Source organism: Streptomyces sp. MMBL 11-1, from assembly GCF_028622875.1.
Classification (GTDB): domain Bacteria; phylum Actinomycetota; class Actinomycetes; order Streptomycetales; family Streptomycetaceae; genus Streptomyces.
Window position 1 is genome coordinate 85,069 of sequence record NZ_CP117710.1, and the last position, 15,621, is coordinate 100,689.

Sequence of the window (15,621 nt, forward strand, 5' to 3'; positions counted from 1 at the left end):
CGTGGGTGTGCCGCGTCCTATGTGCTGGGTCGCCATCAGCCGCCCCCGGGCAACGAGGTGGGGGCCCGTCTGGTGAGCGCGGCGAGGGGCCAGCAGAGGGCCGCGCCGATCACACCGCAGGTCAGGGTGGTGGCTGCGGCCAGGTTGGGGCCTCCGTGGGTGAGTGACCAGGAGGCGAGCACGGGTGCGATGACGACGGCGCCGGCGAGGGTGGTACCCCAGATTCCGGCGTAGAGGCCGTATGCGCCCGGGGGTGAGATGCGGGCGAGGACGTCGCCGGCGGCGACGAAGGCGAGGACCTCGCCGGGTACGGCGAGGGCGGCGAGGAGGCTGAAGCCGGTGACGGTCGAGGCGAGCGCGGCCGCGCCCATGCTGGTGCCGAGGATGAGAGCGCTGAGGGCGAGCAGTCCGGTCATGGGGCGGCCGCGGTGGGCGCGTTGGCTCAGCCAGCGGTTGAGCAGGGGAGAGAGGGCGAGTACGGCGGCGGCGTTGGCGGTCTGCGCCCAGCCGTAGTCGGTGGCGGAGAGCCCTGCTCGGGCCATGAGCATCGGCAGGCTGGAGAAGAGGCTGGCCGCGGCGGTGAGGGTAGCGAGGCTCGTGAGCAGTAGGACGGCGAGCCGGGTATCGCGCAGGACGTCCTGCGGGTGGAGTCCAGCGGGTCGTTGATCTGCCGCCGTGCTGGTGCTGTTGTCGAGGGTCAGCCAGGCGAGGACGCCGAACAGCGCGCAGACGGTCCCGTTGGCCCACAGCAGCGCCGGTATGCCGACGCTGTCGGCCAGGACTCCACCGCTGGCGCCGGCGGTGGCCGCGGCGACGTTGATGATGAAGTTGCGCGTGGCGTTGAGGTGCGCGCGGTTCTTGTCGTCGGCGTAGCGTTCGGCGATGGCAGCGGACAGGACCGGTCGTGGGGCGTCGTAGGCCATGCCGGCCACGAAGGCTGCGCCGGCTACGGCCGTTGGCGCATGTGCCTGGGCGAGGAGGGGCAGAGCGATGGCCGCCATGGCCATGGCTGCGGTCAGGGTGGGCCGACGGCCGACCTTGTCGGACATCCACCCCCACAGCACGGATCCGGTGAACCAGCCGAGACCGAAGACCGCGAGGAGCTGGCCGACGGTCCGTGTGGAGAGTTGCAGGGCGTCGAGGTGGTAGGGGAGGAAGGGGTAGCAGAATCCGGCGGCCCGGACGGCGAAGGTTCCACCCATCAGAATGCGGATCTCCGTGGGCCAGCGCCGGGGAGGGTCACCTGCCGGACTTCCGGTGGGCGCGACGGTCGTGGTCACATCTCTCCAGCAGGCAGCAGGGTCCGGGCCGCGTGGGGGCGCCGCCGGTGAAGTCGGGCGGCGCCCCCGCTGTGTCGGTCGGTTCGGCCCTCCAGGGAGGGTGGGAATCACGACCGCGGTCCGGCCGGGGGAAGGGGGTTGTCCTCCGGCCGGTGGCTCAGAGGGTCGGCCCCTCGCGCTCTCGGGCTCCGGAAAGCGACGGAGTTTCGGGCCGGCTCGCTGCACTGCCGGTGATGTTCACGTCGTCCTCCCTTGCTGGCGGTCTGCTCTGGTGTGCGCTTGTGCGGGCAGGCGCCTGTTGGCTGCCCGACGGCAAAAGCACACGTCAAGGACGCTATGGGTGGGGGCCTGTGGATAATTTCCAGCAATCGCGACAGCGCCCGGGACGTAGGCGCGGGCAGACAAGCCGAACCGTTTTGGACGGTTTCAAGCGAGTTTGAAGCCCCTGAGAAGCACCGAGGGGCGGCCCGCACCGTCCGGGCCGCCCTTCACATCGTCTTCCGGCCGCTCACCGCAGCCTGGTGTCGTCGTGGATGGAGATTCGTCCGAGTTCGAGACTGCCGTCCCTGAGCTTCCACCACGTCATCCGGGGCGCGGCGGGGCTGTTGCTCTTGATGTTGCACCGCCAGGCGGTTGCACCGTCCTCGCGGACGCGCTGGGGGGCGCTTCCGTCCGCGCGGGTCCGGTGTGGGCGGACCTGACGCCCTGCGACTTCGGCGGCGCGGCCGGTAAGTACGTCGGTCACGATGTCGAGGATGTCGCGGCGCTGGGCGGGACGGATGTCGGCGAAGCAGGCGAGCCAGTCCGGGCCGAGCCGGTACGGGCGCAACGGCCATGCGGCGCGTTCGGCTTCAGGGTAGCGCCAGAGCCATACCTGGCCGATCTCGTAGCGGAGCTGCTTCTCGGCGTCGTCGTACACGGAGGGCGGGAGGGCCGAAAGGACGTCGGTGCCGGTGCTCGTGAGCCGGGCGACTCTGGCCTGGAGCTCCCGCTTGTCGCGGCGCGCGTCAGCGAGTTCCTGCTTGGTGGCGTTGAGCTGGGTGACGAGCTTCTGGTTCTCCTTTGCGAGCTGCCCGTTGGGGGCGCTGACCACAGGGGAACCGCCGGAGTCCCTGGTCCAGACGGAGGGGACGCTGTGGATCTTGGTGGTGATGTAGCGGATCGCCTCGGCTTCTCGGCCGGGGCTTACGTAGACCAAGGGGTGGCGCTGGTCCGGGTCCGCCTCGCTCGCGTCGGTGAAGAAGATCCGAACGGATCCGCCGAAGGTGCGCCACTTCTCGGGCAGTCGGGCATCCATCGCCCAGGCGGCCGCCGGACCGCTCAGGAGAGCGACGTCGGCACGGCCCAGGAGGCTCTTTGCGAGGTCGGACATCTGGATCAGCGGAAGATCCGCGTTGCGGTGCGAGGTGGTGACGATGACCAGGGGGCGAATACGCGAAGAGTCGAAGATCTCGTCGACGAGGTGGGGAATTTGATCGGGGCTCACGCACCGCACACCGTCTCGGCGGGCCAGCTCTGCGGCGGGCGTGGGGGCCTCCGAGAGGCACAGAAGGGAGCGGCGGGTGGCAGATCGGGGCATGGAATCTCCTTGCCATGAGACATTTTGACAATTAAGATACTACAGAACGCGCATCTTTGAGGCAACCCAACCCTGGTCTGCCTCTTGGCTCCGCCACGGGAGATCGCCCGACCACCCTCTGCGTGACCACGCGACCGAAGCCGACTCGAGGAGTGCACATGTCAGAGAACGTGACCGTCTACCTGGACCGAGAGGCCCTGGCGGAGGTTCTGCTGAATCTGCTGCTGCCGGAGACCGGCACTGAACGGAGCCCCGCCGTTGCCACGGCCACGGAGATCAACGGCGTGTCAGCCGATCCCGCGGCGCTCCAGCGTGTGCACCGAGAAGTGGCCGAGCGGCTCGCCGCCGGAAGGATGGACGGCGACGAGGAGGCCGTGCTGGATGAGTTGAGGGAACTCTTCGGCGACGACTGGACCGCCGAACGCGACGGGCCGGGCAGTCTCACAGCCGAATGCGCCGACCAGGAGGCCGACCGCGAGGTGGCACACCGGATCATCACCGAACTCGCCGAGGCCTACCCACTGCCCTCGGACCAGTGGTCGGCCCTGTGCCCCTCGGAGTGATCGCTCCACGGCACAGGACAAACGACGTGGGGCCCGGCACACTTGCGCCGGGCCCCACGTCGTGTCAGTAGCGGGGACAGGATTTGAACCTGCGACCTCTGGGTTATGAGCCCAGCGAGCTACCGAGCTGCTCCACCCCGCGTCGGTGAACTGAACTGTACGCTACGCGCTGCTCCTGCCCGGCACCGTGAGTGTATTCGAGCTGGTGATCGCTTCACGCGGCAGGCCTGCACTGCGCAGCTACGGGTTGCCGGTCAGCAACAGCGCCCCCGCCCTCGTAACCCTCGGCCCCGGTCATCCGTCCTTGGAGCGGATCCGTACGAACCGAGCGGTGGCGTGCCGGCCCGAGCCCTGGTGTACCTCAGCGAGCGGGCCTTCGGTGACGGCGTGGACGATGTGGCCGTCGGTGGTGCGCTCCGCTTTGCCGAGACGACCGGTGACAGCTTCGGCTACGCGTCGGGACTGCGGGGGATCCAGTCTCGGGGAGGTGATCTTGCGTGTCCCGTCGTCGAGCTCGACGATGACGGCGTGCGGGCGGGCGGTGGGCCCGACGATGCCCAGGATGCGGCCATCGACCGTTTCAGCGTGCCGACATTTGACCCAGGCCGAGCGGCGGTCCGGTCTGTACGGCGCGTCGAGCCGCTTCGCCACGATGCCCTCGATACCTACGGAGGTAAGGGAGTCCGCGATGAGTAAGGTCCTCTTCGCGGTCCTGAGTCGTCATCACCTGCTGGGCGTACGCTGCTGTGTCCCGCAGTTGGTCAAGCACGTGCTCCCAGCGCGCGGCGAGCGGCAGGGCACGGATGTCGCGTCCGCCTTCCGGAGAGGGAGTGGCGAGGCAGTCGAAGGCGACGTAGATGAGGGTGGTGCCGGCTGCTCGCCTCCGGGCTTCGGTCGACAGGAGTTCGGTGAACTCCAGGCGGCCGTGTGACCAGGCGCAGATCTCGCCGTCCAGGACGACGCCGGGCTTCAGTACGCGGCTGAGGTTCGCGGCCAGGGAGGGAAAGTCGGGGGCCAGGTCGCGGTACGAGCGGCTCTGAAGAACTGTCCGGCCGTCCAGGGCGAAGGCCACGGCGCGGAACCCGTCCATCTTGAGGGAGTACTGGAGGGGGTGGGCGTCGGGCCTGGCGGCCGTGGGAAGCTCGCGTACGGCGGTGGGGCGCATGACCTCGACGGGCGGTCGGAGGGAGCTGTGTTCGGCCACGTCGCCAGCCTGCCTCACGCCGAGAGCGGTCGGTTCACTCGGGCGCAGGACGAGAAGGGCTAGGTTCGGTCCTTTCCGGAAGGCGGGCGAAGGCTTTCCACTCGGCGCCGGCGCGCACCGGTGTGGGAGGCGGCCAGTGAACGCTGCTGCCTCCTGGTTGCAGCAGTGTCAGGTGGGGTGGTGGCTGCCTCGCTGGTGGATACATCCCGTCCGGGAGGCGGACGAACTGCGCCGCGAAGTGCCCGATCTTGAGCGTCGCGCAGTAGCTGTACTGCCCGGTGTCGTGCTCCATGCGTTCGAACGTCTGGGTGAAGAACGGCTCGCGGGTGTACTCCGTCGGCTGGTAGTTCGCGAGGGCCATGAGCATGGTCGGGCCGAGTGCCCGGTCGCGGTGGAGCCTTGCCGGGTCCGCGGGCAGTATCACTTCCTCCTCCGCTCTCGGGCGGGGTCCGAACTGGGGAGCGCGGTAGGCGACCATCAGGGTTTTCGCGGACCAGAGCGCCACGGTCGCTTGCCGGTCCGGGGTGAGCACGGTCGGCAGACCTCGGATCATCCTCGTCAGAGGATCCCGTACGTCGGTCTCGAGTCGGGACATCCAGTCGTTGTTGCACGGCTGGCATACCACCGGGGCCTGACGGCTGAATGGGCCGTCCACTTCTCGCCCTCCCCGGTACACCGTCCTGGGACTGCTGGGTGATGGGCCGTCGTACTCATTGTGGCTGCCTTGGTAGACCCGTTCCTGGGCGAGCTCGGGAAACTCCTTCCTCATCCACTTCGGGAGAACGTGCTCCTTCGTCATGCGCCCCCGGGCGCCACAGAAGATGCACGGCATGCAGCTCACTGTAGGGGCCGGCTCTCTGGAGAGCTGGGGGAACGGAATAGAGGGGGGACAGGGTCTGTTCGTGTCCCCGTGTTGATCCTCGTGTGAAGGGTGCCGGGCTTGGGGCCCTCAACTGCTGTGCCGCTGGGCCCGGTCGGGCGATTGCGGGGGATCGGACAGGCGAACTGCGGCAAGGATGACCAGGAGGTAGTCGAGCTGTGCGTAGAGCTGGTCGAGTTCCGGATCGGTGATGGTCGACGCAGTGCGACGGGCTGCCCCCCTCATCAGGCTGTTGTGACGCGGTGAAGGCGGAATTGCATGGTTCATGAGAGGGCGTCCGTTCGTTCGGCCCGGGTGGCGGACCCCTGCGAGTAGCGCAGAGGGCCCGGGCGGTGGCGTTCGATGAGGTCGGCGAAGACGTGGTCGGGCTCGCGGGATCGGCTGCTGCGGGTGAGGCGTTTCGCTGCTTCTTCTACAGCTCGGTCGCGGCCCAGGTCCGGCTTGTGCGCGGCCAGGAGGGCCTTGGCCTCGTGGTACCCCTCGGGCGGTTCCGCCCGGGCAGGAGGCTCGGCAGGACGCTGGCGGGGTTGGGGCGGGGGCCCTGGGAGGTGTGGAGGTCGGCCCGCGCCGGCGCCCGTCTTCTGGAGCTTCACCGTGATGACGCGCACCACCTGGGGCACGTTCTGCTCGGTGCCCTCTGACCCACCGGACTGTGTGGAGGTGTGGAGGAACTGGTTGGCGCGTTGCATCAGTTGGGGTCCGACGAGGCGCGCTTGCGTCGCCCAGGCGGTGGAGTCTGCGGCCAGGTCGAGCTGTCCGGTGGCTTCGTCGAAGCGCACTGCGGTGACGTGGTTGACGAGCTCGGAGCCGTCTCCGCCGGCGATCTTTGCCCAGTTGTGGAGTACCGAGCCGCCGGCTGCCGGTCGTTCCCAGCCGCGCTCGGCCATCAGGCGGCCGAGAGCCGGGCCGAGAGCCATGGGGTCGCGTCCGTCGGTGCGGTTCGTGTTGCCGCGTTTGCCTGTGCGGCGGCGGGTGGCCGGTCCGCTGCGGGCTCCGTGCTGTTTGGCCCGTTCCTTGGCCGCGGCGAGGGCGACCCGGGCGAGGTCGATACCCGAGAGCTCATCGGTCGTCATGCGTGCCTCCACTGGGTGTGCAGCACGAGGCGGGCGGTGCCGCGCAGGCGCTGGAGCTGGTCGACCACGTGATGGGTGAACAGGCGGCGGGCGTAGGGCTCACCGCACTCGGCGATGGTGGTGCGGATCAGTCCCGGGTCCTTCAGGGCGGCGGCTCTGAGGTCGACGATCTCGTCCCGGGTCAGCTGGTCCAGATCGGCCATCCCGTGTTCGCCTCCTTCGAACGCCGCGACAGCCGGGCCTTCGTGGGCGGTTACCTGCATCTGCGCGAAGACCTCGTCGACCTGGCGGGCGACCGATCGGCTGGCGGGAGCCTGCCACTCCCCCGACCAGTCGGCGTGCCGGTCCCTCGTCGCTCGGCGGGACTCGCGCCACCAGTCCACGATGTTCTGCCGCTTGGCTTCGGTGTCGTAGAGCAGGTGCGCCCCGTTGAGCCGGGTGGCGAGGAAGCCGGAGGGGCGGCTCACGTGCAGGGGCGGGGCCTGCTGGCTGATGACGGCGACGACCTCGGCGGCGGTCCAGCCGGCGTCCGCCACGTGGCGGACGATCCAGGCGATGCGGGGGACGGCCGCCCGATGGAGCCAAGGCAGCTGCTGGACGAGCTGGTGGGCGAGCTGGTGGCGGCGTCCGACGGCGTTGAGCTTCTGTCGCCGGGGGTTGGGCCTCTTCGGGGAGGGAGACTTGTGCTTCCCGGTTCCGAGCTTGCTCTCAGGGGGGAGCGAAGTATCACCGGCAGAAGAAGACGTAGAAGTACTTACCCCCCTTGGGGTGCAAGAAGGCGGTGCTGAAGTAGGCGGCACCGGCGACCGGTTGGGGCTCTTTGTCGGATTTCGCTTGAGGCTTCGCCGGGCCTTCTTCCCCAGCCGGGCCATGAGGGCGCGGTGGGGTTCAGCGATGCCGTGGACGGCACGGATGTAGTCCGTCGAGGGACCTGTGCGCAGGCCGAGGGCGTCGTCGAACCTGCGGGGGACGGTGCGGGCGAACTCCGAGGCGCGGCCGCCGATTCCGCTGATGCGGGTTCCCTTGGCGAGGTAGGTGAGCAGGCCCGCTTCACGGAGGAGGCCGAGGTGGTACTGGACCGTCCGCTCGGAGACGTTCAGCCAGGCCGCGAGGGTGTCTACTCCGGGGCGGCACTCCTTGAGGCGGGCCAGCACGACGGCCAGGCGCATCGTGGTACGTCCGATCCGCGTAGGCCCGTGGGCGCGGCCGCGCAGGCGGGGGCCGTGGTCGTGGAACCAGTGGACGGCCTGCATCCACGCGTAGGCGTCGGGGGCGAGCCGGCCCGTGGTATGGGCAATCCACTGGGCCGCCTCGGGCACGAACTGTTCGCCGTCCGGTGCGGCGAGCAGGGCCTTCGAGGGAGGTGGGGCGGGCGTGGGCACGGTGGTTCCTGGCGGGTTTCGGGTGTGGCGGAGTAGACCCGTGGCGTCACGGGCCTGGGATGGGCGGCGGCGCTGGGTGCGCTGCGATTCAGCAGTCGATCGAGAAGGTCATCTGCAGCGGCTCGGCGGCGGGCCGCTCGGCTGATTCGTCGGTCGCCATGGCTCGCTGCTGATCAGCGGACCTCGGGCGGGCCGGAGAGCGGCACACGATGCGCGGGGCTGCGGGGCTTCGCGCTTCCTCGGCTACGAGGCGCGCCAGGCGCTGGACTTCCCGGTGCGAGAGCTTGGTGGAGTGGCGGACTCGGAGGCGTGAGGCGCCGTGGGTGAGCATCTCGATGGCGATGAGCTCGGCTCGGGCGCGGCTGACGTTGTAGACGGGCCAGAGTCGCGCAGGCTGGATGGTGACCTTGTCGCTGGTCTCCTCCAGTTCCTCCAACGCCTCCGGGTCCCCCAGTTCCGCCAGTTCGTCCAGTTCTTCCTCGGGCTGAGGCTCTGTGCCGCTCCTGCGGGCTTTGCTGGTGCGGTGCCGCGTCGGCTGGATGGTGCCGCGGGTGCTGTTCTCCTCCGGTTCCTGCTCGTTGCGTGCAACGTCCGTTTCGTTCATCAAGCACCGCCCCTGCCCGAGACGAGATCCGCCTCGACGACGACTCGCTTGGAGTGGCCGTTGGCCGGCCAGCACGTCACGAGGGTGAGCTTGGCCTTGGTGGGGGTCGCCTTCGGCTGACCGGGGACCTGGGCGATCACGTTCACATCGGCCGGTGCGACGGTGCGGACGCGGATGACCTTGTAGGTGTAGGTGATGCGGTTGGCGGTGGTCACCGTGATCGCGGTGCCGGGGGTGATGCGGTCGATGTCGCGGAAGGCCGGATCTGCGACACCGGACCGATGGCCGGCAAGCGCGAAGTTGCCGACCTGTCCGGGCTGTTCGGTGCCGGGGAAGTGGCCGACACCGGCGCGGAGCTGCCGGTCATCGATGCCGTCGTAGATCGGCTGGGCCCAGGTCGGGCCGAGCTTGGGGATGCGCAGCACTTCGGTGATCTGGCCTCCGGGGCCGCGGCCGTTGTCCCCGCCCACAGCGTGATCGCCGCCAGCGGCGGGGTTGCCGCTCTGCCAGTCGGCCAGGGTGCGGCTGGCACTCTCGCGAGCGGCGCCGGTGTGGTCGGGGGGCTTCGGGCCGCGGGTGGGGGCGCTGGAGGAGATCAGCGGGTCCGGTGCAGAAGGGGTGGTTGGCTGCACGGTTGCGGTGGCGGAGGGCCGCGGGGTGTCAGCGGTCGGCTGGTCGGCCCCGTTGCCGCTCTGGGCGATCATGAGCGCGGTGAAGGTGAGGGCTGTCGCGGTTACGCCCGCGGCAGCGGTGATCACCTGCCGGCGGCTGGGACGGTCGGGGTCCTGGGTGGCTTCGTCGTCGGAACGGGGTGTGCTGGCCGAGCGGCGCATGGGCATTCCTGCGGGTGAGTGCGGCGAGGGTGCCGGTGGGCCGCGGTGGGGCGGGCTGTGAGCCGCCGCCACCGCAGCCTCCGGGTCCGCGGAGGTTGATGCCGCGAGTGATGTGGTCAGGCGCCGGTCTGCGGGAGGACCGGGATGGTGACCGGCCTGGGCTTCGGCTTGGGCTGCTCGGGGATCTTGACGTCCGTGACAGTGACGGCAGTCGTCTCACCGTCGGCGACCGTGGCCTTCTGGTCGGCCGCGAGCTGGTAGCCCTCCACGGCCGTCGCCTCGTGCACGACGTAGGTGCCCGGCTCGAGGCCGGTGACCTTCCAGAGGCCGGCAGCGTCGGTCTTCCCGGAGGCGACCGTCTTGCCGGAGGGGTCCTTGACTTCGAACTGCACCCCGGCGAGGGGCTTCTTGGTGTCGGACGCGGTCTTGGTGACGGTCAGGCCGCCTTCGAGACCTTCGGCTGTCAGCTGTACCTCGGCCTCGGCGGATGAGGAGCCACCGGCGAGCAGGAGCCGCTGGGCCTTCGCGTCGTTGGGGGCGAGAGCTCGCAGCTGCGTGGCGGGGAGCGACTTGGCCAGGGCCTTGAAGTCGACCTTGCCGTCCTTGGCCGGGGTGATGGTCGCCGTGGCGACACCGTCGGCGTTGGTGGTCACGCTGGCGGCACCCGCGGCGGCGCCGGAGACGTCGAGGTCGAGCTGGACGCCCGGGACCTTACGGCCCGAGGCGGCGGTGACATCGAGGGTGACCGAAGCCTTCTGCCCTGCCTTGAGGGGGCCGTCGACCGGCTGAATGTTGACCTTGTAGGGGCCGGCGAAGAGCTTCGCCTCGTTGAGGTAACCGGTGGCCCACTTCTTGGCGCCCGGCGAGACGTTGGGATAGCCCAGGCGCTCGAGAGCGCGCTTGCCGTCAGGCAGGGCGTAGGTGGATCCCGCCTCGAGATAGGTGTAGAGGACCGCGTCCACGGCTGCGGCCTGCTCGTCGCTGGCGGTCTGTCCGTACTTGGACAGGACGTATGCCGCACGTGCCAGGTCTTCGGGCGAGGCCGACTTGCCGGTTGCCTTGGAGGTCCAGGCGGTGACGGGCTGAGGAGCACCATAGCCGCCGGCCGCGTCGGGCCCGGCCAGTTCCGGGTCTCCGCAGTAGGCGAGGCCGTCGACTCCGGTGACCTTGTAGCCGCCGATGTGGGACGTGTCCGGATTGCCGGAGCTGTCCGGTATCAGGTACCCCGGTCCCCACTTGTCCGCGGCGCTCGCGTGCGGCGCCAGCAGGATGCTCGCACCCAGCGCCACCGCCGTGCCAAGTACGAGCGGATACCGATTGCGGTGGAGGGCGTGCGAACGGGGTCGGGTTGATGCAAGACTCATCCAGGTCTCCGTATCGGGGATACACACCGGGCCCGGCCATCAGGTTGTCGAGGCCATATCGTGGCCGGGCCCGGTGAGCCGCCTTCGTGAAGGCGAGTGGTTCAAAGACGAACAATCGGGGCATAACGCTTAGGGTGAACTTCAACCACGATCGCTGAACGGAAGTTATCGCCTTCCAGCGATTCGATCAAGTGTCTTAGAGTGGCTTTCACCCGCCCCTGTGCCCTTGCCTGGAGTTCCCGCATGCCTGAACGTGTCTTCAACGCCGAGAAGTTCCATACGGAGCGTCGGCGAAAAGGGCTGAAGCAGCCGGCGGCTGCCGCGTTCCTTGGCGTGAGCCCGAACCAGGTGTCGCGCTACGAGCGAGGCCTCCTGCAGCCACCGCCGGAGAAGCTGCCCGCGGCGGCCGCCTTGGTGAGCCTTCCGCTGGACGACCTCGCACCGAGGCACGGGCTCCCCGATCTGCGGGACCTGAGGTGCGACGCCGGCCTGCAGCAACGGGACACCCCGAAGATCATCGGTACGAAGTCGGCCGTCTCGGTGGGCGCGGCGGAGAAGGGACTCCGCCGGCTTCACCCGGACTTCGTGGCCCCGCTCGCGGAGGCGTACGGCGTCTCGGTCGCGGAGCTCGAAGCGGCGCAGGAACGCAGTTTCGGCAAATCCGTTCCGGATGTGCGCCGTGGAGCGCCCTCGCCGGCGGGCGCGCCGGGAGCACCGCGGACCCTCGCGGAGAAGATCACCTATCTCCTCGACCAGACGTACGCCGCCGGAAGTCGTCCGACCGATGCCGAGCTCGCCCGGAAGGGCAACGCGAAGGTGGGCGGGATCCTGCTCAGCGACGACCTCGTCCGCAGGCTGCGTACCGGGGAGGCGGACACCGACGATGCAGATGTCCTGGGCGCCCTGGCGGCGGCCATGGACGCGCCGCCGGTCTTCTTCACCAGCGATAGCCCCGAGGAAGCGGCGCGAATCGTCGCCGGCATCCGCACTGTGGCGCTGGGTGTGATGGCGGCACGAGGCGCTGGGGAGCGTCCGCTGAACGACGAGTGGCTCGACTTCATCGCCTCGTCGATCCAGGACATCATCGGTGATCAGGGCGGACCGCCGGAGAAGGCGTAGCCCGCGAGCGCGGTTCATCGCGCACCGATCCGGATGGTCCGGCGCTCACGCAGGGCCAGGAGCGCGCTGTCCCACATCGGTCGCGCGAAAGGTGCGACGTCCTGATCGGTGAGATCGCTGGGGTTGACGAAGCGGAAGGCCCGCAACTCGTCCTCCTGGAGCCGGATGTCGTTGTGGCGGTGGGCGGAGACGACACCGCCGTCGAAGATGAAGTACTCGTGCGGCTGCCCCTCCGGCACCGGAATGGTCGCGTGGACCAGGAGCAGGCCGATGTCCAGGTCGAGGTTCAGCTCTTCGAGGACCTCGCGCCGGCAAGTCTCGCGGGGGCCCTCGTTCTCCTCGGCGTGGCCGCCGGGCAGGTTCCAGTAGGGCTTGTAGACGGGGTCGACGATCAGCACCCGTCCCTCCTCGTCGCGGATGACGGCTCCGGCCGACACAGAGGAACGGCGACCGTTCTGTTCCATAGGGATGCTCCCGATATTCACGGCTTCACCTGGGTGAGCTGGTCCGCGCTGGTGGTCGCTGCCTGGAGGACCTGCCAGCCGTGCTCGGCGGTCAGCTTGCGGTACGCCTCGGTGACCGCGCGGAAGTGCGGTACCTCCGCCGCAAGTGTGGTTCCGGCCGAGAAGGGCAGCGAAGCGTGTGGGCTCGCAGGTTGCGTCTGGTAGGCCGCTTGCGCGGCGCGGATCCACAGGGCCTCTCCAGCTGCTGCTCCGGGACCGTTGCGCTCGGCGAGCGCCAGCTCGGCGAGCGCAGGAGGGGCGTGGCGGGACAGCTCCAGCATCACGTCACGGATCTCGGTCACGAAGCGCTGTACCCGGGCATCGGGCGTCTCGTCGTAGTAGCTGCAGACATCATGCAGCGTATTGACGTGCGCCATCCCCGGCACACCGTGCAGGAGCGTTCGCGGGTTCTGGCGTATGCGGTGCGGTGCGCTCATGGCGAGGTCACGCCACAGGGGATGGATCGCCAACAAGTCGCCCAGGGCCCGGACTCTCTGCCGGGCCGCGCGCAGGGCGGGCGCGAGGGCCCCCAGGCCCCACAGCAGGAACGTGGCGTAGAGCAGGGTGTCGGTGACCGCTTCCTGGGCGAGCGAGAACCGGTCGGAAACCGGGGTGAACGTGATCAGGAGGACGTACGCGGTTCGCAGGAGGGCGTACAGGACGGCGAGAACCATCGCACCGGCCATCATCACCATGCCGATGCGTACAGCGCGCTGGGGTATCCGCCTGACCGCCCCGCCCCACTGGACGGCGCAGACCGCGGCCGCGGTGGCCATGTAGAGGTAGAAGAGGCCCATGTAGACGGCGAGGCCGGGCTCGCCGGCGTACCGGCCGGTGAAGTAGAGAACGTCGGCGACGACCTCGTCGAGCGCGAAGAAGAAGACGCTCACCATGACGGCGATGGTGCCGAGTGATGCCCGGGTGGCGACACGGTGGACGATGCCGGAGATCTGGACGGTCCTGGAGATGCTTTCGGACGGTTCCGCGGTGCTGTACACGGCGGTGACGTAGCGCAGCAGGACGCAGATCCCGGTGATGGCCAGGACGTGCTTGACGAGGTAGGCCAAGTCGACGATCCCGAAGCTGCCGAGGACGTCGTGTGCGAGGGACGTGCGCGTCAGCCAGGCGGCGGCCAGCGCGGCGAAGGCGCCCCACAGTGAGCGCTTGCGCACACGTCCCCGCACTGCAGAAGGGGCCCTGAGCAGGGCTTGAATGAGGAGGAGTGCGGCGATGGCGTAGGCCAACACGTCAGACACGGTTGTTCCAGAGTTCGCGGGAACCGCCAAGGGGATAGGTGAAGTCCTCGGCGAGTCGGCGGGCGGTGTTGTCTTCGATGAACTCACCTGCGTGGGCGAGTTGTTGGAGGCGGGCGGCAGCGGCCTCCGTGCGGATCTCCTTGTGGCTCCCGTAGTCCTGCCGGGCTGCTACCTGGCCGTTGGCGATGAGCCGCTCCACCATGCCGAGCAGGAGCCCGCCACGCAGTTCGTCCAGTTCGCCGTCGGTCATGCCGTCGGCGTCATCGAGCCACAGGTGCACCAGTTCGTGGAAGATGATCTGCTGCCCGTGGAAGGTATCCGCGCGCCCTGCGTGGAAGATCACGTCGAATGGCTGACTGCGGTGCTTGATCCACAGCCCGCACACCCCGATGACCCCGAGCAGCCGGTCAGGGATCGGTACGAGGTGGATTCGGCGTTGCCGCGCCAGCTCGATGTTGCTGATCAAACCGTTCAGTGTCATCGGCGTCGGGACCGGCATCGACGCCACGATGCTCTGCGTCTCAGCGGCCAGCGCCCGGCGCCGATCTCGGGCAGTCGAACGGGAGGGTCCCCCTCCCCCTGCGCTTCCGCGCCGGGGCAGCCAGCTCCGCACCTGTCCTCCTACCTGAACCTCGATCGAGCGAGGGCACCAGAACCCCAATAGAAACACATGTTCGAATTTGGGCGGCACCCGAATACGTGACCGCGACCAGCCCCCCAGCTCGGAGTCGACAGCCCTCAACCCCCACCCCTCTGCGCCGGGAAGACCACTCCCGCTGCCGGACCTACAGCCTCACGGGCAGCGACCTTCTACCGTCCCGAACGCAAAGAAAACAGGGCGAAGGTCGACCGGAAGCGTCGCTAAGCGATTCACGTGCTCTCCCCCTGAGTTGCCCTGCCACGGGCAAGCGGAAGGCTGGCAACCACCAGCCAGCGCGTAACATTACGGGGCGGTCGGTCTGTATAGCAACAGTCAAAAATCGCGATCAAGATCAACTAGTTCCGCCCCGCCCTTTCGCCGCCGGGAGCGGGCGCTCCGAAGGAAAGGGCATGCCTGACCATGACGCCTCCCCACGCAAGACAGCGGGCGCCGCAAGAGCGGTCCCTTCGCACCGTGCAAGACATACGCGAGGCCGCCGGTGAAATCTTCGACGAGTGCGGCTATACGGGCGCCACCCTAAAGATGATCTTGGAGCGGACGGGGGGCCGCGTGACCAAGGGCGGCCTCTACCACCACTACGCGTCCAAGGAGGCGCTGGCGAAGGACATCCTGAAGATTCAGGTTCCGATGAGCGTCCTTCCTCCGCAGCCCATGAAGCTGCAGGAGCTCGTGGACACGAGCTACTTCTACGTTCATCTCCTCCTGACCAGCCCGCTTGCCCGAGCCGGTGCACGGCTCGCGATGGACGCCAGCCTTCCGCCGAGCATCGATCCGGCCGACATCTTCCGCGCCTGGTCCGCGCACGCCGCCTCTCTGCTGCGGCAGGCGGCGCAACTCGGGGAGACCCAGCGCGGACTCGACGTGGAGGCCATCGGGGAAATCCTCGTCGGCGCCTACAGCGGGATCCAGCAGACCTCGAAAGCCTTCGACGACAGGAAGGAACTGCCGAGGAGGATCTCCCTGTTCTGGCAGCTCATCCTTCCCGGTATAACGAGTCCCGGCCTCCTCGCGCGTATCCACTTCTCCCCGGATCGGCTCGGCCTGCTGTTCCCCCCTGATGCCCCTAAGGGCCTTGCAAAAAGCAGGAACTGACGAATCGTAATATCGCTTGCCGGCCTCGCCCGGAGCCCTGGATCGGCCCGAAATTAAACCGGGCGGACGCCCGGTTTAAGGGGTGAGGCGGATTCTGGGGTACTCAAACGGAATCAGCCAGGTTAGGTTCATGCCCGAGATGACGTCAGCCCGAGCGGGCGTCAGCGACTTTGCAAGCAAATGAGCAGTCGCGCAGTGCAGCGCGTCCAACTCCGCTGCCACAGTCTC

Annotated in this window: 16 protein-coding genes and 1 tRNA gene; 3 read left to right on the plus strand and 14 right to left on the minus strand. The window is 68.7% G+C overall.

What is annotated here, in order from left to right:
* Window positions 1-35 precede the first annotated feature (35 nt).
* Window positions 36-1,202, minus strand: a complete 1,167-nt coding sequence (locus PSQ21_RS35750; protein WP_274036366.1) for an MFS transporter — start codon at window positions 1,200-1,202, stop codon at window positions 36-38.
* Window positions 1,203-1,788: 586 nt separating this feature from the next.
* The gene (locus PSQ21_RS35755; RefSeq protein WP_274036368.1) at window positions 1,789-2,859 is read right to left on the minus strand and encodes a hypothetical protein; all 1,071 of its coding nucleotides are present in this window, start codon (window positions 2,857-2,859) and stop codon (window positions 1,789-1,791) included.
* 158 nt (window positions 2,860-3,017) lie between these two features.
* Between PSQ21_RS35755 and PSQ21_RS35760 the strand changes: the two genes are divergently transcribed.
* Window positions 3,018-3,422: a hypothetical protein gene (locus PSQ21_RS35760; protein WP_274036370.1), complete on the plus strand. Its 405-nt coding sequence runs from the start codon at window positions 3,018-3,020 to the stop codon at window positions 3,420-3,422.
* Window positions 3,423-3,490: 68 nt separating this feature from the next.
* Here the strand turns inward: PSQ21_RS35760 and PSQ21_RS35765 are convergent.
* The 9 genes from PSQ21_RS35765 to PSQ21_RS35805 all read right to left on the minus strand — a co-directional run bounded on the left by PSQ21_RS35765 (window position 3,491) and on the right by PSQ21_RS35805 (window position 10,762).
* A tRNA-Met gene (locus PSQ21_RS35765) sits at window positions 3,491-3,564 on the minus strand.
* 438 nt (window positions 3,565-4,002) lie between these two features.
* Window positions 4,003-4,626, minus strand: a complete 624-nt coding sequence (locus tag PSQ21_RS35770) for an ATP-dependent DNA ligase (RefSeq protein WP_274036372.1) — start codon at window positions 4,624-4,626, stop codon at window positions 4,003-4,005.
* A gap of 34 nt (window positions 4,627-4,660) precedes the next feature.
* Window positions 4,661-5,221 (minus strand): hypothetical protein, encoded by a 561-nt coding sequence (locus tag PSQ21_RS35775; protein ID WP_274036373.1) that lies wholly within the window; start codon window positions 5,219-5,221, stop codon window positions 4,661-4,663.
* Window positions 5,222-5,575: 354 nt separating this feature from the next.
* The gene (locus PSQ21_RS35780; RefSeq protein WP_274036374.1) at window positions 5,576-5,773 is read right to left on the minus strand and encodes a hypothetical protein; all 198 of its coding nucleotides are present in this window, start codon (window positions 5,771-5,773) and stop codon (window positions 5,576-5,578) included.
* Window positions 5,770-6,579 carry a DciA family protein gene (locus tag PSQ21_RS35785; protein WP_274036375.1) on the minus strand — a complete coding sequence of 270 codons (810 nt, stop codon included), beginning with the start codon at window positions 6,577-6,579 and terminating at the stop codon, window positions 5,770-5,772. Before PSQ21_RS35785 ends, PSQ21_RS35780 begins: the two co-directional genes overlap by 4 nt.
* Window positions 6,576-7,961: a transcriptional regulator gene (locus tag PSQ21_RS35790; protein WP_274036376.1), complete on the minus strand. Its 1,386-nt coding sequence runs from the start codon at window positions 7,959-7,961 to the stop codon at window positions 6,576-6,578. The genes PSQ21_RS35785 and PSQ21_RS35790 overlap by 4 nt, the downstream gene beginning before the upstream one ends.
* An 88-nt stretch (window positions 7,962-8,049) precedes the next feature.
* Window positions 8,050-8,565 (minus strand): hypothetical protein, encoded by a 516-nt coding sequence (locus tag PSQ21_RS35795; RefSeq protein WP_274036377.1) that lies wholly within the window; start codon window positions 8,563-8,565, stop codon window positions 8,050-8,052.
* Window positions 8,565-9,398, minus strand: a complete 834-nt coding sequence (locus PSQ21_RS35800) for a sortase (protein ID WP_274036378.1) — start codon at window positions 9,396-9,398, stop codon at window positions 8,565-8,567. Before PSQ21_RS35800 ends, PSQ21_RS35795 begins: the two co-directional genes overlap by 1 nt.
* 116 nt (window positions 9,399-9,514) lie before the next feature.
* The gene (locus PSQ21_RS35805) at window positions 9,515-10,762 is read right to left on the minus strand and encodes a SpaA isopeptide-forming pilin-related protein (RefSeq protein WP_274036379.1); all 1,248 of its coding nucleotides are present in this window, start codon (window positions 10,760-10,762) and stop codon (window positions 9,515-9,517) included.
* A gap of 243 nt (window positions 10,763-11,005) precedes the next feature.
* Here PSQ21_RS35805 and PSQ21_RS35810 point away from each other — a divergent pair, with 243 nt between their 5' ends.
* On the plus strand, window positions 11,006-11,881 hold the full coding sequence (locus PSQ21_RS35810; protein ID WP_274036380.1) for a helix-turn-helix transcriptional regulator: 876 nt from the start codon (window positions 11,006-11,008) through the stop codon (window positions 11,879-11,881).
* Between the two features lie 14 nt (window positions 11,882-11,895).
* Here PSQ21_RS35810 and PSQ21_RS35815 read toward each other — a convergent pair whose 3' ends face one another.
* Genes PSQ21_RS35815 through PSQ21_RS35825 form a run of 3 tightly spaced genes read right to left on the minus strand, consistent with a single transcriptional unit; the run spans window position 11,896 to window position 14,106 of the window.
* Window positions 11,896-12,345 (minus strand): NUDIX domain-containing protein, encoded by a 450-nt coding sequence (locus PSQ21_RS35815; RefSeq protein ID WP_274036381.1) that lies wholly within the window; start codon window positions 12,343-12,345, stop codon window positions 11,896-11,898.
* 17 nt (window positions 12,346-12,362) lie between these two features.
* Complete coding sequence (locus PSQ21_RS35820) at window positions 12,363-13,640, minus strand: MAB_1171c family putative transporter (protein ID WP_274036382.1); 1,278 nt, start codon at window positions 13,638-13,640, stop codon at window positions 12,363-12,365.
* Window positions 13,633-14,106, minus strand: a complete 474-nt coding sequence (locus tag PSQ21_RS35825; protein ID WP_274036383.1) for a hypothetical protein — start codon at window positions 14,104-14,106, stop codon at window positions 13,633-13,635. The genes PSQ21_RS35820 and PSQ21_RS35825 overlap by 8 nt, the downstream gene beginning before the upstream one ends.
* Window positions 14,107-14,700: 594 nt before the next feature.
* Here PSQ21_RS35825 and PSQ21_RS35830 point away from each other — a divergent pair.
* Window positions 14,701-15,393, plus strand: coding sequence for a ScbR family autoregulator-binding transcription factor (locus PSQ21_RS35830; RefSeq protein WP_274036385.1), 693 nt, complete (start codon window positions 14,701-14,703; stop codon window positions 15,391-15,393).
* Window positions 15,394-15,621: the final 228 nt, after the last annotated feature.

What these genes read in the sequence shown, in the direction of transcription:
- PSQ21_RS35750 (WP_274036366.1), bottom strand. Translation starts at nt 1,202, where the DNA reads ATGGGTGGAACCTTCGCCGTCCGGGCCGCCGGATTCTGCTACCCCTTC.
- PSQ21_RS35755 (WP_274036368.1), bottom strand. Translation starts at nt 2,859, where the DNA reads ATGCCCCGATCTGCCACCCGCCGCTCCCTTCTGTGCCTCTCGGAGGCC.
- PSQ21_RS35760 (WP_274036370.1), top strand. Translation starts at nt 3,018, where the DNA reads ATGTCAGAGAACGTGACCGTCTACCTGGACCGAGAGGCCCTGGCGGAG.
- PSQ21_RS35775 (WP_274036373.1), bottom strand. Translation starts at nt 5,221, where the DNA reads ATGTCCCGACTCGAGACCGACGTACGGGATCCTCTGACGAGGATGATC.
- PSQ21_RS35780 (WP_274036374.1), bottom strand. Translation starts at nt 5,773, where the DNA reads ATGAACCATGCAATTCCGCCTTCACCGCGTCACAACAGCCTGATGAGG.
- PSQ21_RS35785 (WP_274036375.1), bottom strand. Translation starts at nt 6,579, where the DNA reads ATGACGACCGATGAGCTCTCGGGTATCGACCTCGCCCGGGTCGCCCTC.
- PSQ21_RS35795 (WP_274036377.1), bottom strand. Translation starts at nt 8,565, where the DNA reads ATGAACGAAACGGACGTTGCACGCAACGAGCAGGAACCGGAGGAGAAC.
- PSQ21_RS35800 (WP_274036378.1), bottom strand. Translation starts at nt 9,398, where the DNA reads ATGCGCCGCTCGGCCAGCACACCCCGTTCCGACGACGAAGCCACCCAG.
- PSQ21_RS35805 (WP_274036379.1), bottom strand. Translation starts at nt 10,762, where the DNA reads ATGAGTCTTGCATCAACCCGACCCCGTTCGCACGCCCTCCACCGCAAT.
- PSQ21_RS35810 (WP_274036380.1), top strand. Translation starts at nt 11,006, where the DNA reads ATGCCTGAACGTGTCTTCAACGCCGAGAAGTTCCATACGGAGCGTCGG.
- PSQ21_RS35815 (WP_274036381.1), bottom strand. Translation starts at nt 12,345, where the DNA reads ATGGAACAGAACGGTCGCCGTTCCTCTGTGTCGGCCGGAGCCGTCATC.
- PSQ21_RS35830 (WP_274036385.1), top strand. Translation starts at nt 14,701, where the DNA reads ATGACGCCTCCCCACGCAAGACAGCGGGCGCCGCAAGAGCGGTCCCTT.